Genomic DNA, 15,525 nt, shown 5'->3' with positions numbered 1-15,525 from the left:
ACCCTGCGAAAGGCTCCCACATGTCTACACCTTCATCCACTGAGCACCGCATTGCTGTGGTCGGCGGCGGACCGGCTGCCCACCGGCTCACTGAGGCCCTGCTGTCCCGGGAGAATCACCGTCTGCAGATCAGCGTCTTCTCTGAGGAGGGCTCCCCACCCTATGATCGGGTGGCTCTGTCGAAGCGCTTCGATGATCCGGACAACGCCCTGCTGTTGGGCGAACCTGAACTCTGGCAGGACCCACGGGTGAGCCTGTATACGGATACGAAGGTGGTTGGCTTCGATGCAGCCTCCCGAACTGTCACCTTGGCCTCTGGTGAGACCCAAAATTACGACGACGTCGTGCTGGCCACTGGATCCACCGCTCCGCGCCCGCCTATTCCCGGAGCCAAGAGTATTGCGGTCTACCGCACTCTCGAGGACGTGGACTGGCTGGTTGATCGTGTCTCGGAGCTACATGACGAACTGGGCCGAGCTCCACACTGTGCGGTGATCGGCGGAGGTCTCCTGGGCCTTGAGGCCGCTGGAGGACTGGCCGGCCGCGGAGCAGAGGTCACCATCGTGCATTCCCGCAATCACCTGATGAATGCGCAGCTGGACGAAGGTGGGGGTCGAACCCTCAACCGACTGCTGACTCAGGATGGCTACCACCTTCAGATGGGTGAACGCCCACAGGCCCTTCGCATCAACCAGGGCGGCACCTTCGGCTATACCTTGGAGTTCTCCACCAATGCTGACCTCCCCTGTGACCTGGTCGTGGCCGCCATCGGGATTTCTGCCCGGGACGAGCTGGCCCGTGAAGGCGGCCTACAAATAGCCGAAGGCGGCGGCGTCGTCATCGATGAGAAGTGCCAAACCTCCGCAGAGGGGGTGTGGGCAATCGGAGAGGTCGCTAGTTATCAGGGCATCTGCATGGGTCTGGTTGCTCCGGCCAATGCCATGGCTGAGGTGGTCGCTGACCGGCTCTGCGAAGGCGAGGCCTCCTTCACCGGATTCGACACGGCCGCAAAGCTCAAACTGGCTGGAATGGATGTAGCCAGTTTCGGTGACACCTTTGGGGAGACATCGGAGGCCCTGGAGGTGGTCTACGCCGATCCCGCAGGCGGGATCTATCAGAAATTGGTGGTCACTGATGATGCCCGCACTCTTCTCGGCGGGGTCTTTGTCGGCGATGCTGGCCCCTACACTGCACTGCGACCTCTGCTGGGCCGCGAACTGCCGGCAGAACCCGGTGCGTTCCTCTCAGCTGCCAGCGGTGGAAGCTCAGTGGACCTTGAACTCCCCGACGACGCCCAGCTGTGTGCCTGTAAGGATGTCAGTGCCGGCGAGGTTCGGCAGGCTGTCGCCGGGGAAGGACTCCCCGCTCCCTGCACTGATATGGGGTCTGTGAAGGCGTGTACTGCCGTGGGCACACAGTGTGGATCCTGCATTCCCGTGGCGAAAAAGGTCATGGAGACAGAGATGACCAAACTTGGCCTGGAGATCTCCACGGCCATGTGTGAGCATTTCCTGCAGTCTCGGACTGAGCTCTTCGAGGCCGTCCGTGCTGCTGATCTGCGCTCTTTCACAGAGATCGTCGACCGGTTCGGCAGCCCCGCCGATTCCTCAGTGAACTTCGGCTGTGATGTCTGTAAACCGGCGGTCGCTTCGATGTTGGCTGCAATGCATGATGAGTACATTCTGGGCAGCGGCCGAGGCGGGCTCCAGGACACAAATGACCGTGCGCTGGCGAATATGCAGAAGAACGGCACCTACTCTGTCATGCCCCGAATCCCCGCCGGTGAAATCACCCCCGATAAGCTTGCGGTGATAGCTGAGGTTGCTCAGGACTTCGGTCTTTACACCAAAATCTCGGCGGCTCAGCGCATTGACCTCTTCGGTGCCCGCCTTGAACAACTGCCAAGAATCTGGAAGCGCCTGGTTGATGCCGGCTTCGAGTCCGGTCAGGCCTATGGCAAAGCCCTCAGGAATGTGAAGTCCTGTGTGGGCAGCACCTGGTGCAGGTATGGGGTCCAGGATTCAGTGGGCATGGGCATCTTCCTCGAGAATCGATATAAGGGGCTGCGTTCGCCGCATAAGATGAAGTTCGGCGTCTCAGGCTGCTCTCGGGAATGTGCCGAAGCCCGCGGTAAGGACGTCGGCGTCATTGCCACCTCCGAAGGGTGGAATATGTATGTCGGCGGCAATGGCGGAGCCAATCCCACCCATGGCCAGCTTCTGGCCAAAGACTTGGATGACGACACGCTGGTCGCCTATATCGACCGCTACATCATGTATTACATCCGCACCGCAGATCGTCTCCAACGAACTGCCCGCTGGATTGAGGATCTGCCCGGCGGTGTGGACCATGTCTACGACGTCGTGGTGAACGATTCACTGGGAATCGCTGGTGATCTGGAGGCTGCGATAGCCCAGCATTTGGATCGCTATGAGGATGAATGGGCTGCCACCCTCCGGGACCCCGAGAAACTTCGTCGGTTCCGCAGCTTTGTCAATGCCCCAGAGGCCCCAGACACCGATCTGAAGTATGTCTTGGAACGTGGTCAGATTCGTCCGGCCACTGACCGCGAACGGGAATCGGGGGACCTCGTCCTCGTGGGCCCCACGATCCCAGTACGCCAGGAGTTCCAGAACGATTCTGTTTCCACAGTCGGTGAAAGGAGTCTGCGATGACCTCGGGTTCGGTGACCTTAGTGGGTGGTGGCCCCGGAGCCGCTGACCTCATGACCGTGCGGGCCCGGGACGTATTGGCAACGGCTGATGTGGTCTTCTACGACAGGCTGGCACCTACTGACCAGCTGAGTCTGTGGGCACCGAAGGCTGACCTCTTCGACGTTGGCAAACGCCCCGGTCATCACCGAGTCACTCAGGAGAATATTCATCGCATGCTGATCGACGCTGCCCTTGCCGGCAAGCATGTTGTCCGGCTGAAGGGTGGCGATCCGTTTGTCTTCGGCCGAGGATGTGAGGAGATCGCTGCCTGTCGAAATGCTGGTCTTCCGGTATCTGTGGTCCCAGGAGTCACCTCAGCAGTGGCCGTCCCGGCCGCGGCAGGAATTCCGGTGACCGCTCGTGGGGTCAATCGAGCCTTCACTGTCATTTCAGCCCATGATCCGCTGACTGAGGACGAGTTCTCCGGGCTGGCCCGGCTGAGTGGAACTGTCGTGATCCTGATGGGGATTGGCACGCTGGCTCATACGGTGGACGGACTTCTCCGTCACGGTCTCTCGGCCGAGACACCAGCGGGAATTGTTGAGAACGGCAGTCTTCCCACCCAGCGGGTGACGTTCAGTCCGTTGGCCTCGTTGAATCGGGTGGCTGCTCTTCAGAAGCTGCGCCCGCCGGCTGTTCTGGTGATCGGTGAGGTGGTCAGGCTGGCCGAGAGCAGCACGGATTATCAGCAGAGCCTTGCGGCCCACGGGAGAATCCTGCAAGCGACGCAAGCGGCAGCGTGATTGGCCAATATGGCTCAGCAGGTACAAGAAGGAGCAATCCCCCCGGTCTCAGCTCCGGGGCTGCCTCAGACGCTCTCCGGGTTCCGCATAGGCGTTACCTCCGACCGCCGCAGTGAAGAGCTGATCGCTGCATTTGAACGCCGGGGCGCTGAGGTTATGCACTCCCCCGCTCTGCGCATTACTTCCCTGACCGAATCCATCACGCTGCAGCAGGACACCAATGCGGTGATCGCTGCGAAACCAGACTTCACTATCATCACCACTGCCTACGGTATGCGCCGTTGGGCGGAGGCTGCCGATACATATGGCACCTGGGGCGATCTCTACGAAGTACTGCAGAATTCAAGCATTCTGGTCCGAGGTCCCAAAGCCAGGGGCGCAGTACGCGCTGCTGGGCTCGACGATGACGGCGCGGCGGAGGACGAACGTACCGACACGGTGCTGGATATGCTGCTGGAGCAGGATATCCGGGGCAAGACCGTTGTATTCCAACTGCATGGGATGTTGAACCATCAGCAGGTCTTCCGGGTTGAACAGGCCGGAGCAAAAGTCTTGACGGTTATGCCTTATACGTGGAGTAAGCCACCGGAGGATTCCGACCTGCTGAAGATGATTGATGCTGTTATCGAGCGCCAGCTCGATATGGTCACCTTCACGGCAGCTCCTGCTGTTGACGCCTTTCTCGGTGTCGCCCAGCAATACGGGAAGCGAGAGGATCTGGTCGAGGCTCTGCAGACTGATGTCCTCTCCGCCGCCGTGGGAGGCGTAACGGCCAATCCCCTGGCGGATGCTGGGATTGAGGCTGTCATTCCGCACCGGTGGCGACTTGGCGCGATGATCAAGAAAGTCTGCGACCACCTGGAGACTCACCATATTCTTCGCGCGGAGACTGCCCAGGGACCGATGGAAATCCGGGGGCATCAGGTGGAATTTCCGGACAGTTCAGCCGACCCCGTACGGCTTTCGCCAGCCCCGCTGACCCTTTTGCGTGAGTTGGTGATGGCCGGTGGAACAGTCTTGAGCCGGGATCAACTCCTGGCTGTACTGCCGCTCTGTGACAGTGAACATGCCCTGGAGATGCTGATCTCGCGGCTTCGAAAGTCGCTTCCGGTCTCAGAGGTTGTCGGCACTGTCGTCAAACGGGGCTACCGCCTGGTCGTCTAAACCTTGACCTCCCCCGGGGCACCGGTGGTGGCGAGGATCTTCTCGATGTTCTTATGGCAGGTGCCGCAGCCGGTTCCGGCACGTGTCTCGGCGCTGACCTCTTCCACTGTCCGGCAGCAGGTCTCGGCGGCCTCCTGCACCATCCCAGCCGTGGTGCCGGCGCAGCGGCACAGCACATCCTCCGGCCCCAGTTCAGCCTCTTTGGTGGCGTGTTCGGCAGCCAGCAGTGCCGTCCTGTCTGCCACGGGGATTGTGCCTCGGGTGGCGTGCATGGCCAGCTCCGCCGCCGAACGCGGCATCCCCACTGAGACGAAGCCCAACAGCCGCTCCCCCGCGGCGTCGTCGCCGGCGCTCACCGGCTCGGTCACGATCCGCAGGTACTGTCCATGCTTGGGATCTGACCAGGTGGACACCGTCGGGGCAGCCGGGTCCCAGGGGTCGATATCCCAGGGGTCATGGGAGGTGTCGCCGGCGCAGGCCACGTTCAGCGTCTTCGATTTCATCAGCACCACGTCCAGCCCGCCCGGCGCTGGCGCAAAACCGGCCCCGGCCTCGAATTCCACCGGGGTCCCTGCGGCGTCGAGCTCCGCCTCCGGAACCAAGCCCAGGTCCTGACGCAGCGAGGTGGCTGCCGCCTCCGCCTGCAGCCAGCCCGGGGCGATCAGCCCTGAGGGATCGCGCCCGTCCACGGCCGCACAGTCGCCGACGGCGAAGACATCGCCGTGGCCCTCTTGGGTACCGGTGCTGCGGGCATCACGCCCGGTGACGATCCCCCACTTCACCGGCAGTCCGGCCGCGGAGGCAAGCTCGTCCCTGGGCTTGACCCCGGTGCAGGTCACCAGCAGCGAGGCCGGCAGCTTCTCCCCCAGCGAGGTGCGCACTGCCGTGAGCTCTCCATCCTCAGAGACCACTGTCGTCAGGTCGCAGGCAGAACGGATATCCACTCCGGCCCGCATCAGCTCACGGCGCAGAAGCATGCCGGCTTCGGTGTCGATCTGACGCCCCATGGGTACATTGCCGCGGTGCAGCAGGGTCACCGGGATTCCCACCTCTGCGACGGCGAGCGCGGCCTCCACCCCGAGGACACCGCCACCGAGCACCACCACAGGTTCACGTTTCTCCAGGGCGCGGCGGATGCGCAGGGCGTCTTCCATATCCCGCAGCGCGATGACTCCGTTCGGATAGCCGGTGGGCTTGAGCTCGTAGTCGATATGCCCGTCGCGACGCAGCTCCACTGACATATTCGGCAGGATCGGCTCGGCTCCGGTGGCCAGCACCAGCTTGGTGTAGGTCAGCGTCTTCTCCGCCAGAGTGACCGTATGAGCGACTGTGTCCACGGCGGTCACCTCCACACCAAGCAGGACTTCCACGCCTGCGGCCTGCAGGGAAGCGACCTCATCCATGGCCAACTCCTCGGGCTCCACTCGTCCCACGGAGACGTCACCGATGCGGATGCGCTGATACGCCGCCCGATCCTCGCTGCCGATGACTGTGAGTCGCAGCGATTCGGCCTGGATCTCCGGCATCAGCTCCTCGATCAGTCGGGAGGCCACGGGCCCAAAGCCGATGACCACCACATGCGGGACCCCACTCTGACTCACGTCTGCGCCCCTTCCTTCTGTCGCCCTTCCGGTGTCTGATCAGTCGGAATCTCGCCCTGAACCGCCGGGCGGATCACTGCCGGGGTGTTTTTGAACTCGGGCATCGAGCTGTGCGGATCAGTCAGCCCGCGGATCAGCAGATTCGCTGTCCCGCTTCCCTGGAAGTGGAAGGGCGCGAAGATCGTATCCGCACGGATCCCGTCGTCGAGCTCTACGACGCCGACCATCGCACCCTGGGCGTTCTCCACCACGGCGTAGCTGCCTTCCACAAGCCCGTATTGATTGGCTGTGGCCGGGTGTACCTGCAGTACTGCCTCCGGATGGGTGTCCTGCAGCGCCTGGACTCGCCGGGTCTGGGTCCCTGACTGGTAGTGCTCCATGACGCGGCCGGTGGTGAAGGTCAGCTCACCAGCCTGGGGCGTGGCCTGTCGTCGCGGACGGATCGCGCTGAGCTGAGCCCTGCCGTCAGCATGGGCAAAGCGCTCCTGGAACATCCGGGAGGTGCCCACCACCGGCTCACCGGTCAGCGATTCCTCCCCGGAGAGAGTAGAAGAGGGCACGGGCCAATAGGGGGCGTGGCCGGCGTCGATGAGGTCCCAGTCCAGGCCCGAATAGTCGGCGGCGGCTCCGCGAGTAGCATCGCGGATCTCCTCGAAGACCTCCCGGGGGTCCACCGGGAACTGCGCGGGGCTCCCCAGCCGGCGGGCCAGCTCGGACCAGATCCACAGCTCGGAGCGCGGCCCCGGCGGCGGCTCCACAGCTTTGCGGCGCCGCAGCACCCGTCCCTCCAGGTTAGTCATCGTGCCATCCTCCTCGGCCCACTGCAGCACCGGCAGCACGACGTCGGCCTCCTCAGCGGTCTCAGAGAGGAAGAAGTCGGCGACCACCAAGAGATCCAAAGCACGCAGGTTCTCAATAACCCGGCCGGCGTCTGGGGCTGAGATCGCGATATTCGACCCATGGACGAGCAGGGCGCTCACGCCCTTGGGAACCCCCTGCTCATCCACGGTGCCCATAGTGTGCAGCAACTGTGTGGCCGGCTTGCCGGGTCCAGGGATCGAGGTTTCCTCCACGCCCCAGACCTGGGCCATATGCGCCCGGTCCCCCGGCTTGGCGATCATTCGGATGCCCGGCAGCTGATCCGACTTCTGCCCCATCTCACGGCCGCCCTGGCCATTGCCCTGACCGGTGAGCGTGCCGTAGCCGCCTCGCGGACGGCCCTCTGTGCTGACCCCGGGCAGGCCCAGCAACAGGGCCAGGCTGATCGCCGCACGGGCGGTGTCGGTGCCGTCGCGGTGCTGCTCCACTCCGCGGCCGGTCAGGATGTAGACCGGATCCCCGCCATGCCGTGCGGCGCGGGCGGCATGGCCCAACTTCCTGGCCACGCTGCGGATCTGATCAGCCCCGACCCCGGTGGCTGCCTGGGCCCGTTCGGGCCACCAGTGCGAGACTGAGCGGCGGAACTCGGCCACACCGTTGACCCGCTGGGTGAGATAGTCCTCATCAGCGAAGCCCTCCTCGATGATCACATTGGCCACCGACAGCAGCAGCACCAGATCTCCTCCCGGGGCTGGTGCCACATGCAGTCCGGCGCCGTCGGCCGTGAGTTCTGCGGTATTGGAGCGCCGCGGGTCCACCACGATCAGCCCACCCTTGTCCCGGGCGCCCTCAAGGTGCTGGACGAAGGGCGGCATCGTATCGGCCACATTGGAGCCCAGCAGCAGGATGGTGCAGGCACCGTCCAAGTCAGTCAGCGGGAAGGGCATCCCCCGGTCCAGTCCGAAGACCAGCGTGGAGGCCTTCGATGCCGAGGACATGCAGAACCGGCCGTTGTAGTCGATCTGTGAGGTACCCAGCCCTACGCGGGCGAATTTGCCGAGTGAATATGTCTTCTCATTGGTCAGACCACCGGAGCCAAAAACGCCGATGGCGTCGGGGCCCCGCTCCTGCTGGATCTGCCGGACCCGTTGGACAATATGGTCCAACACATGGGACCAGGTGGTCTCCTCGAAAGCGCCGGTGCGCTGCCCGGCGGCATTGCGGCTGCGGATCAACGGGGCGGTGATCCGGTCCCCGCGGTTCTTCAGCAGCTCGGCGGCTGTGTTGCCCTTGCGGCAGAGCCGCCCCCGGTTGGTGGGGAAGGCAGCCCCCTCCACCTCGAAGCCGGTCTCCTGACCAGGGGTTTCGCGCACTGTCAGGTTCATCGCACACTGCAGCGCGCAGTAGGGGCAGTGGGTGGTGACCGTCCTGGTGCTCCCCCGCTCTGCGGTGTGGTCTGCCGCCGGCGTCGTCGTCATAGGGGTTCCTCAGACCTGCTCGCGGGCGAAGACGGTTCCCGGACGCATGTAGACCGCCCAGGTCAGGAAGGCCAGACCAAGGTAGACCACGGCGAAGCTCCAGAAAGCGGTGTCGAAGCTGCCGGTGGCCTCGTTGGAGGCGCTGAGCACCTGCGGGATGGCGAAGCCGCCGAAGCCGCCGATTGCGCCGATGAAGCCCAGCGCGGCCGAGGCCTTTCGCTCATGACCCACCCGGCAGTCCGGAGAGACTGAAAGTCGGAAGACCAGCGGGATCATCCGGTAGCTGGAGCCGTTGGCCACACCGGTAAGGGTGAACAGCGTCAGAAACAGGATCAGATAGATCCAGAAGCTGCCCAGTGGCAGCGTCAGCACGACAGCAGCAGTCACACCTGCCATGGCGATGAAGCTCAGCATTGTGATCCGGGCTCCGCCGCCGCGGTCAGCGAGTTTGCCGCCATAGGGGCGGGCCAGGGAGCCGACCAGCGGTCCCAGGAAGGCCAGCGAGAGGGCTGCTCCGAGGATCTGGAAATCGGAGAACTCGGGGAACTCACGGCTGATCAGCGTGGGGAAGACCGAGCCGAAGCCCATGAAAGAGCCGAAGGTGCCGATGTAGATCAGCGCGATAACCCACAGGTGCTTCTCCTTCAGCGCCGAGAACGAGCCCTTCACGTCGTTCTTAGCGTGGGAGAGGTTATGCATGTACTTCCACGCACCCCAGGATGCCAACAGGATCAGCGGGATCCACATCAGGCCGGCCACCGGCAGGTTGGGGCTGAACTGACCGAAGGCCAGGGCGGTGATCGCGATCGGCACCGTGAACTGGGCGACTGCCACTCCGAGATTCCCTCCGGCGGCGTTGACTCCCAGTGCTGCCCCCTTCTCCCGAGCCGGGTAGAAGAAGGTGATGTTGGCCATCGAGGAGGCGAAGTTCCCTCCGCCGAAGCCGGCCGCCGCGGCAATCAGGAAGAGCGCCCAGACCGGTGTCTCCGAGGAGGAGAGAGAGCAACTGTCATAGCGATGGTGGGGATCAGCAGCAGAAGACCTGAGACCACCGTCCAGTTTCTGCCTCCGAACAGCGCCACCGTGAAGCTGTAGGGGATGCGCATCGTCGCCCCGACCAGCGGCGGCAGGGAGACCAGCCAAAACTGCTGGGCGCTGGTCAGGTCGAAGCCGGCCGCGGGCAGGAACACCACGGTGACCGACCAGACCTGCCAGACCGCGAAGCCGAGAAACTCGCAGAATACCGACCAGATGAGGTTGATGCGCGCCGTCGGGCGTCCCGGCCCCTCCCAGAACTCGCGGTTCTCGGGCTGCCAGTTGGTGATCCAGCGACCCTTCTCCACGACCAACCGGTCAGTGGGCGCCTCAGCGTTGCGAACGTCTGCCTGCCGTACCTCTGTCTGCATAGGTCCACAGTCCCAATGCAATGTTTCAACCACGACGTAGGAGTGTTTCGTCCGTGAAAAATAGGGCTCATCGACCACAACCTTCTCTGTGAGGTCCGGGCCCTTCGGTGGCCAATGCACCGCCCTTGCTACACTGGCGGACATGAAGCAGTAGTGATCCTTTTCAGCCCCGCGCCCTGAGGTTTATACCCGGCGGGGATTTCGTATCACTTCAAAGGTTCACTGATGTCTTCTACTGTTTCTTCACGTCCTGCTTCGCATCTTCGGGTCTCTGGTCTCTCCCATACCTTTGGCGGTTTCCGGGTTCTGACCGATATATCCTTCACCGTCTCCCATGGTGAGCTGGTGGGGCTCATCGGTGAGAACGGGTCGGGGAAGTCCACACTGCTGCGTATCCTCGCCGGCCTCATCACTCCCGATGGCGGGCAGATTCAGCTGACCGTACCGGGGGTTGATTCCCCACGGGTTGGCCTGCTGCATCAGGAGCCTCCGTTCAGCTCGGCTCAGACAGTTGGTGAGGCCATGGAGTCTGCGATCGCACCTTCTCGGCGGGCTGCTGCTGCAGTTGATGAGACCGCTGACCGGTTGGCCCGGAATCCCGAGGATCCCGCCCTGAGCACTGAGTACGCCTCCGCCTTAGAGCGGGCCGAGCAGCTGGGTGCCTGGACTGTTGATGCCAGGGTCTCCCAGATGCTCACCGGTATCGGTCTGGGGCATCTGCCCCGGGACCGTCCGACCGGAGTACTTTCCGGTGGTCAGCGGGCGAGGCTCTCCCTGGTGTGGGTGTTGCTGAGCGCACCGGATCTGCTGCTCTTGGATGAGCCGACAAACCATCTCGACGACGACGCCACCGCCTATCTTCGTGGGGTCCTCGCCTCATGGAACGGTCCGGCGCTGATCGCCAGTCACGACCGCGCCTTCCTTGATGAGGCAGTCACAACCTTGGTGGATCTCGACCCCTCCCCTGTGCCGCATGAGGTTTCGGTGGATCTCATCCAGGATGGTGCGGGCACAGGAATCGGGGTGACTCGCTTTTCCGGGACCTACACCGAATATCTGAATGCCCGTCTTGATGCCCGGCAGCGGTGGGAGCGCCAGTACCGGGATGAACAGGCTGAGCTGAAGCGGCTGCGCGCCTCAGTCCGGGAGAACCAGACGGTGGGCCATGAGGATTGGAAACCGCGCAGTGAAATACGGATGGCTCAGAAGTTCTATGCCGACCGGAACGCCAAGGTGGTCAGTCGGCGGGTCAATGACGCTCGGACCCGGTTGGCGGAGTTGGAGAAGCAGCAGGTCCGTCGACCCCCGCAGCCACTGATCTTCCGCGGGCTGCCAGCCGGGGCGGAATACCCAAAGTCGGTTTCTGATGGACACTCAATCCTGACTGCTTCGGAAGCCACCGTTCAGGACCGTCTGCCCGTGACATCACTGAGCCTGGCTCCGCGGGAGAAACTGTTGATCACCGGACCCAATGGCTGTGGGAAGTCCACGCTTCTGGCTGTGCTCTCTGGGGATCTTGCCCCTACTTCTGGCACTGTGACCTGGCAGAAGAGCGCACGGGTTCGCACTCTTCGCCAGGAGGTTCACCTGCCTGATCCCCATGACCGCGGCGGTGATCGCACAGTTGAGCAGACCTATGTGGATCTTGTGGGCGCCCAGCGCGCTGAGGCCGTGCCGCTTTCGACCTTTGGTCTCGTTCATCCCAGGGATTTTGAGCGGCCGCTTCGACTGCTCAGCACTGGTCAGCAGCGACGCCTGGAGCTGGCTGTACTGCTGGCCGATCCGCCGGAGGTGCTGTTGTTGGATGAGCCGACTAACCATTTCCCCCTGGAGCTGGCCACTCGTTTGGAGGCAGCAGTTCCGGATTATCCGGGCGCCGTCGTCGTCGCCTCTCATGACCGGTGGCTACGCCGGACTTGGCAGGGACAGACCCTGGCGCTGGGTGGGGATTAGTCGCTGGTCAGAGCAGCGGTTGTTGTGACGGTGGCGAATTCCCCGTGGAGGTTGGTGGCGGTGACCTCTCTGAGGGTATCGGCGGCGATGACGGCTCCTGCCGGTGAGGTCCTATCGAATGTGTGGGTGGCGTCGAGGGCGAAGTAGACCTCGTAGCCGAGGTTGCCGCCGACCCTAGCGGTGGTTTCGCAGCAGTGGTTGGTGGTGACTCCGCAGATGACCAGTTCGCTGATGTTCTCCTGCTGCAACCAGGCGTGGAGGTCGGGGCTGCCGTGGAAACTGGAGTTCACGCTCTTGGTGACCAGCAGCTGGGGTTCGCCGCTGAGGATCGGTCGCAACGCGTTTCCCGGACTGCTGGGGTGCAGTGGGGATTCGGGGTCACTGGAGTCGTGCCGGACGAAGACCACGGGCAGGTCTTTGGCCTGCCAGGTCTGGATGAGCGCGGCGATATGGGTCTCGCAGTCGGGGTTGTTCCGCTGCCCCCAATACTCGGCGTCGTCGAATCCCTGCTGAACATCGATGACCAGCAGCGCCGGCCGAGCCGTCGTGGGTGTCTGCTCCATGACCACAGCCTACGCGGCCAAGAGAGCTAGTAATCCTTGTCTCACAATTGTTTCGGGGACCACAGAATGCTCCATGTGCAGTTTTGCGTAAAGGGGGGCGAGGCCTGCATCGACGGGTGCAGCTCGTTCACTGCCTGCCATCGGATGGGTAGCCGCACTTCCAATCACAAAGTTAGACAAAACATACGCGCTTCCCAGGGGATCGCTGTCACCACGCTGAACGAGTAGCTCACACATCCTCTCCGAAAGTCGCAAATAATTTGGGCCCCTGGGCGCTCGCATCGCAATAACCTGACATGCCCAGGGTTTTTCCACCAGATGTCGATGAAATTCGAGCATCAGCTCCATGACTGAGGCCCCCTCGACTGCACGGAGCAACGCCGCATCCTGACCCAACGCGCCATCAAGGGCTACGTCGTACAGGTCCTCAACTGAGCCCACCCGCGAGTAAAGGCTGGCCGGAGCAACCCTCAGCCGTTGAGCCACCCCCCGGATTGTCAGGGCACCCAATCCACCGTCATCTAGAAGTTCCACTGAGGCCGAACTGATGCTCTCTATGTCTACAGACCTAGACCGCTGTACTGGTTTGCGATGTTCCCAATAACTCACGCTAGGATCTTATCCGAACGCCGTTCGTTTTATGAATCTGACCCCTCGACAATGGGAGACCCCATGACCTCACCTGTGCAGCTCATCCGCTCAGACCGGCTTACCGACGCCGCCGAATATGCCTATGCGGCTGTTGTGCCCGCAGATGCTGAGCTGGTCTTTATGGCTGGCTCCTGCCCGCTGAAGGTTGACGGTTCCACTGCGGCCGTTGGTGATTACGCCGGCCAGGCTGCCAAATGTGTGGAGAATCTGCGGACCGCGCTGGATGAGGCCGGGGCTGATCTCCAGCATGTGATCAGCACTCGGGTATTGGTGGCATCCTCCCGGCAGGCCGATCTCGTAGCGGCTTGGGAGGTGGTGCGGGATGCATTCGGCAGCCACGATGTGCCCAGCACGCTGATGGGCGTGACTGTTCTGGGTTATGACGATCAGCTGGTTGAGGTGGAGGCGGTGGCCACCAGGCCCTAGACCCCGTGCAAGGATTGAGTTATGCCGCCTACAAATTCTCTCGGCTCCTTGGCCGTGGAGCGATTCACTCCTGCTGGGGATCGCTTTCCCGTTCATTCCCATGACGAGTTTGTCATCTCAGTGAACAGTGCCTCCATCATCCGAGAGAAGGTCAGGTTGGATCGGGACAGTTCTGAAGTAGGGCATGACGCGATCACTATTTACAACCCGGGACAGGTGCAGAGCTCGACCGCGGTGACGTCGGATGGCAGCGCGTGGGCATGTTTTAGCGTCTACTTGGAGCCGGAGGTGGCCGGCTCACTCGTCGGTCAGCAAATAGTCGAGGTGGAAGACCCTGTAGTTGAGGATGCTGGCTTGGCCAAGGCTCTCCGGTCCGCTTATCTCAGCTTGGACCAGCGCCTTGCCCATGAAACCACCGCTTGGGTGATTGCCGAGACTCTTCACCGAGCCCGTCAGAGAAAACCAGTGGAGCGGCCTGTGGGGCTGACCCCATATGCCTGGCATCTGCAGCCGCGTATACGAGAGGGGCGACGGCGACTCCGCTCCGGGCAAGCCGTATCAGTTATCGCAAGTGATCTGGGTTTCGCTGATCAGGCCCACTTCCACCGCCACTTTCGGGCTGCATACGCAGAGACACCTCGCCAATTCCGGAGCCGGGCGGGCTGTGTCGATTTCGTTCAAGACTGAGTGACCTAAGCTGCAGCACAGTGGACCACATGCTTCAAGTTATTCTCACCGGTTTTTGGCTGGGCCTGGTGTTCAATGCTGCTCCGGGTCCTGTCTTCACTGAATCGCTACGACGCGGTGTTCGGGGTGGTTTTCGGCCCGCGCTAGCAGTCCAAGTCGGTTCGCTTGTGGGCGACGCCGCTTGGGCAGTCCTGGGACTTGCAGGGGCTGCGGCCCTGCTGACCCAGCCCCAGTGGCATATCCCCATCACCCTGGCCGGCTGTCTGGTGCTGCTGTTTCTCGGTGGGCAGGGCCTCTACGCCGCGTGGCGGCCACCTGCAACTGAGGATCCTGCTGCACAGTCGGCCGGCAGTGCTATGCGCGGGCCTCTGGTAGCCGGGGCGCTGATGTCACTGGGCAGTGTATGGAACGTGGTCTACTGGGGCGGCGCTGGTGGCGCGGTTGGTGGCGCACTTGGCGAGGAAGCCGCCATGAGCGCTCTGCTGGTGTTCTTCGCGGCGTTTATGGCCTCATCGATTCTCTGGTGCTTCATCTGCGCCGGATTCATCGCGGGGTTGCGCAGAGCAATGAGTCAGCGGTGGACCCGGGTCATCGAAGGCGGAGCAGGTGCTGCCCTGATCGTTATGGCAGTTCTCCTCGCCATCCAGGCATTCGACTAATCCGGCAGAGAGAACCCCTCTCCCCCAACTGACAAAGAGCCAATCCAAGCCGCGGAAGATCGCCGTGTCCACCCATCCATATAGCGTTAATGCATGGAGTTTAAACAGGCGATGAGATGCACTGAGAACCCTGTGTTCTTGGGTGGAACATCGTCATGTCCGGACTCCAAAGTAATGTGGGGTTATGGAGAAAGAGATCAAATTCAGCGGAAGACCCTACCCGGGCATTGGCCCGGTACATGGCCGTGTCCACCCCTCCACCTACAGTGGTTTTGTGGATATAGAAAGTGGTCCCAGACAGAGGATTTGCCTGGTATCTGGGCATGTCCGCCCCCAGGGGTAGCGTGGGTTGTATGAAGGATGACCAGCAGTTCCCCCGCCCGGAGGTACCGGAGCGTGTGGCTCATCTGATGCATGAGCCAGCACTAGCTGCTCTCCACAACCACACCATCAATATCCGGCGAGAAACAGCCCGCCAGATCATCCGCCTGCTGGACGACCGCGAAGACCGCCAGCGGGAAGTCGCCCGGGACCACATCCACTACCGCAGAGCCACCGCACACGAGGCTAACCGGCATGCGGCCCTCTTACTGGAGACCACGGAGCAGACCGCTACCGCCATCCTCAATTCCGCTGAATACGTGCGCGAGCATCTGCCGAA

The 15,525-nt window shown here is 62.6% G+C and carries 11 protein-coding genes and 1 pseudogene; 8 read left to right on the top strand and 4 right to left on the bottom strand.

The window, feature by feature from the left end; translation table 11 throughout:
• The first annotated feature begins 20 nt into the window (after nt 1-20).
• From nirB to HGQ17_RS11080, 3 genes are read left to right on the top strand one after another with little or no spacing between them, the layout of a single operon-like run.
• A complete protein-coding gene (gene nirB / locus HGQ17_RS11090) occupies nt 21-2,675 on the top strand; it encodes a nitrite reductase large subunit NirB (protein WP_168888010.1) in 2,655 nt (884 codons plus the stop codon).
• Complete coding sequence (gene cobA / locus HGQ17_RS11085) at nt 2,672-3,457, top strand: uroporphyrinogen-III C-methyltransferase (RefSeq protein ID WP_168888009.1); 786 nt, start codon at nt 2,672-2,674, stop codon at nt 3,455-3,457. Before nirB ends, cobA begins: the two co-directional genes overlap by 4 nt.
• A 9-nt stretch (nt 3,458-3,466) precedes the next feature.
• Entirely contained in the window at nt 3,467-4,621 is a 1,155-nt protein-coding gene (locus tag HGQ17_RS11080; protein ID WP_168888008.1) for a uroporphyrinogen-III synthase, read from the top strand.
• Here the strand turns inward: HGQ17_RS11080 and HGQ17_RS15740 are convergent.
• The 3 genes and pseudogenes from HGQ17_RS15740 to HGQ17_RS11065 form a co-directional block, all read right to left on the bottom strand.
• Entirely contained in the window at nt 4,618-6,222 is a 1,605-nt protein-coding gene (locus HGQ17_RS15740) for an FAD-dependent oxidoreductase (RefSeq protein ID WP_168888007.1), read from the bottom strand. The genes HGQ17_RS11080 and HGQ17_RS15740 overlap by 4 nt on opposite strands.
• A complete protein-coding gene (locus HGQ17_RS11070; RefSeq protein WP_168888006.1) occupies nt 6,219-8,519 on the bottom strand; it encodes a molybdopterin oxidoreductase family protein in 2,301 nt (766 codons plus the stop codon). Before HGQ17_RS11070 ends, HGQ17_RS15740 begins: the two co-directional genes overlap by 4 nt.
• 9 nt (nt 8,520-8,528) lie before the next feature.
• Nucleotides 8,529-9,925 (bottom strand): annotated as a pseudogene (locus tag HGQ17_RS11065) (MFS transporter).
• Between the two features lie 225 nt (nt 9,926-10,150).
• Here HGQ17_RS11065 and HGQ17_RS11060 point away from each other — a divergent pair.
• Nucleotides 10,151-11,878, top strand: coding sequence for an ABC-F family ATP-binding cassette domain-containing protein (locus HGQ17_RS11060; protein WP_168888005.1), 1,728 nt, complete (start codon nt 10,151-10,153; stop codon nt 11,876-11,878).
• Here the strand turns inward: HGQ17_RS11060 and HGQ17_RS11055 are convergent.
• On the bottom strand, nt 11,875-12,441 hold the full coding sequence (locus tag HGQ17_RS11055; protein WP_168888004.1) for a cysteine hydrolase family protein: 567 nt from the start codon (nt 12,439-12,441) through the stop codon (nt 11,875-11,877). The two genes, HGQ17_RS11060 and HGQ17_RS11055, sit on opposite strands and share 4 nt — an antisense overlap.
• Nucleotides 12,442-13,113: 672 nt before the next feature.
• Between HGQ17_RS11055 and HGQ17_RS11045 the strand changes: the two genes are divergently transcribed.
• The 4 genes from HGQ17_RS11045 to HGQ17_RS11030 form a co-directional block, all read left to right on the top strand.
• The gene (locus HGQ17_RS11045; RefSeq protein WP_168888003.1) at nt 13,114-13,518 is read left to right on the top strand and encodes a RidA family protein; all 405 of its coding nucleotides are present in this window, start codon (nt 13,114-13,116) and stop codon (nt 13,516-13,518) included.
• Between the two features lie 21 nt (nt 13,519-13,539).
• Nucleotides 13,540-14,205 (top strand): AraC family transcriptional regulator, encoded by a 666-nt coding sequence (locus HGQ17_RS15920; RefSeq protein ID WP_168888002.1) that lies wholly within the window; start codon nt 13,540-13,542, stop codon nt 14,203-14,205.
• Nucleotides 14,206-14,234: 29 nt separating this feature from the next.
• The gene (locus HGQ17_RS11035; RefSeq protein WP_168888001.1) at nt 14,235-14,864 is read left to right on the top strand and encodes a LysE family transporter; all 630 of its coding nucleotides are present in this window, start codon (nt 14,235-14,237) and stop codon (nt 14,862-14,864) included.
• A gap of 353 nt (nt 14,865-15,217) precedes the next feature.
• The coding region (locus tag HGQ17_RS11030; RefSeq protein ID WP_168888000.1) for a hypothetical protein at nt 15,218-15,525 on the top strand (308 nt) is incomplete at its 3' end.

It is taken from the genome of Nesterenkonia sedimenti (genome assembly GCF_012641515.1).
In the GTDB taxonomy this organism is placed as follows: Bacteria; Actinomycetota; Actinomycetes; order Actinomycetales; family Micrococcaceae; genus Nesterenkonia; species Nesterenkonia sedimenti.
This window is presented reverse-complemented; position numbering and strand designations above follow the sequence as displayed.